Source organism: Mycobacterium sp. TH-M15 (assembly GCF_057473705.1).
On sequence record NZ_JBYCLB010000106.1, the window covers coordinates 1 to 2162 of the forward strand.

Annotated in this window: 2 protein-coding genes; one reads left to right on the forward strand and one right to left on the reverse strand. The window is 69.9% G+C overall.

The window, feature by feature from the left end; genetic code table 11:
• Positions 1–89 precede the first annotated feature (89 nt).
• A complete protein-coding gene (locus AC2VNT_RS02690) occupies positions 90–1166 on the reverse strand; it encodes an oxygenase MpaB family protein (protein ID WP_486945387.1) in 1077 nt (358 codons plus the stop codon).
• A gap of 95 nt (positions 1167–1261) precedes the next feature.
• Here AC2VNT_RS02690 and AC2VNT_RS02695 point away from each other — a divergent pair.
• Positions 1262–2162 (forward strand): 1-deoxy-D-xylulose-5-phosphate reductoisomerase (locus AC2VNT_RS02695; protein ID WP_486945388.1); only part of this gene is annotated, 901 nt, incomplete at its 3' end.

The following is a 2162-nucleotide window of genomic DNA, read 5'->3' on the forward strand; positions in this document are numbered from 1 at the left end:
GGCGACGATCGCCAGGTTGACGAGTTGACGGACGCTCAGCTTGCGATCCAGCAGCCGGTCCAGCTCGTCCAGCAGTGTCTTCGGCGTGCTCATCGGATGCTCCCGAGGATCGGCTGAGACTCGAGGATGCCTTCCTCGCTGGGTGCCTGGCCCGCACCGAATACCCGCTTCATCTGCTTCTCCCGCAGGTCGAGGTGCGCGTGCGCGGGAACGTCGTAGCCGTACCGCTGTTGGGCTTCTCGCGGCGTGGTGGTGGCCGGAGTCGTCGGCGGGATCGACCGCAGCACCCGGGTGCCGATCGGCAGGGTCGTCGGGGAGATCAACCGCAACAGGATCAGCTGCACCCGGGTGCTCAGGCTGAGCAGCGCGAACGCGGCACTCAGCGGCGGCACGATCAGCACGTCAAGCAGCCGGGAGGTGCTGACGCCGCCCATCTTGCGCATCCAGCGCGGCATCGTTGCCAGGGTGCCGAAGCGCAGGAATCCGGTGACGATCAGGGATGCCGGCCACAGGAGCCGCGGCAGTGACGGCGGCAGGATCACTTCGGCGTGCAGCAGGTGTTGCATCGCGCGCTCGGCGATGTCGGAGCGGAGCAGCTGAGGCCGCATCTGCTCGAAGTACTCGCGAATGCCCTGCCGGGTGCACGGCACGTCGGCCGGATCGAGGGTCTGCAGTTCGGCCGCGCGGGCGCACTCGGCCCAGTACCGCGTCTCCTCGTCGGCGGAGAGCCGGCCGGGACCGAATTTCTCGTAGGCATACAGGATCGAGTGCCAGGCGGTGAGATGGATCCACAGTTGGGAAGCCGGGTCGTTGGCGTCGTAGCGGTTGCCGGTCACCGGGTCGATCCCGACCGCCTTGGAGTGGACCTTGACCAGCACGTCGGCAGCCTCCGCGGTGGAGCGGCTGTCGCCGAACGCCACCAGGGCGAAGTAGCGCAGGGTGCGGTCGTAGCGGGTCCGCGGCCGGTCGTAGATCGCTTGCGTCTGGTCGACCGAGGCGACCAGCGCCGGGTCCAGTTCTTCGATGACCACAGAACGTTGGAACCCGATGGACAGCGAGGTCGGGTAGCTCCACACCTTCCACGTCACCGAGTCGGGGCCGAAGAACCCGTAGTCCTCGGCGGGTTCGGCGTCGGGTAGGGACAGCCATTCGCGCAGCGTGCTCATGTGGTCACCTTTCAACAATTCCTACAGTATGAAGGATTTTGCCTTTCGGCGGTTCGCCTCGTCAAGGGGTGCCGGCGGCGGGGCACAATGATCAGGTGACAGCGTCTGCGTCGGGCCGGGTCAAGGTGCTGCTGCTGGGCTGCACCGGGTCGATCGGCACCCAGGCGCTGCAGGTGGTCGCCGCCAACCCGGACCGCTTCGAGGTGGTCGGCCTGGCCGCCGGCGGCGGGCGCGCCGACCTGCTGGCCCGTCAGCGCGCCGAGACCGGCACCGGCAACGTCGCCGTCGCCGACGAACGGGTCGCCGAGGCGCTCGACGCCCCCTACCGCGGCGCCGACGGCGTCGTCCGGCTGGTGGAAGAGACCGAGGCCGACGTCGTGCTCAACGCGCTGGTCGGCGCGCTGGGCCTGCGGCCCACCCTGGCCGCGCTGGCGTCCGGCGCCCGGCTGGCGCTGGCCAACAAGGAATCGTTGGTCGCCGGTGGGCCGCTGGTGCTCAAGGCGGCCCGGCCCGGCCAGATCGTGCCGGTGGACTCCGAACACTCGGCACTGGCGCAGTGCCTGCGTTGCGGCGCCGCCGGCGAGGTGGCCAGGCTGGTGCTGACCGCCTCCGGCGGGCCGTTCCGCGGCTGGAGCGCCGCCGACCTGGCGGGCGTCACCCCGGAGCAGGCCGGCGCGCACCCGACCTGGTCGATGGGGCCGATGAACACGCTGAACTCGGCGTCGCTGGTGAACAAGGGGCTGGAGCTGATCGAGACCCACCTGCTTTTCGGGGTGCCCTACCCGCGGATCGACGTCGTGGTGCATCCGCAGTCGATCGTGCATTCGATGGTCACCTTCGTGGACGGCTCGACGATCGCCCAGGCCAGCCCGCCGGACATGCGCCTGCCGATCGCGCTGGCGTTGGGCTGGCCGGAGCGGCTGCCCGGCGCGGCGGCGGCATGCGATTTCAGCACCGCGTCGACGTGGCAGTTCGAACCGCTGGACGCCGCGGTAT

Excerpts from the sequence above, each read along its gene's own strand:
- AC2VNT_RS02690 (WP_486945387.1), bottom strand. The coding sequence starts at position 1,166 with ATGAGCACGCTGCGCGAATGGCTGTCCCTACCCGACGCCGAACCCGCC.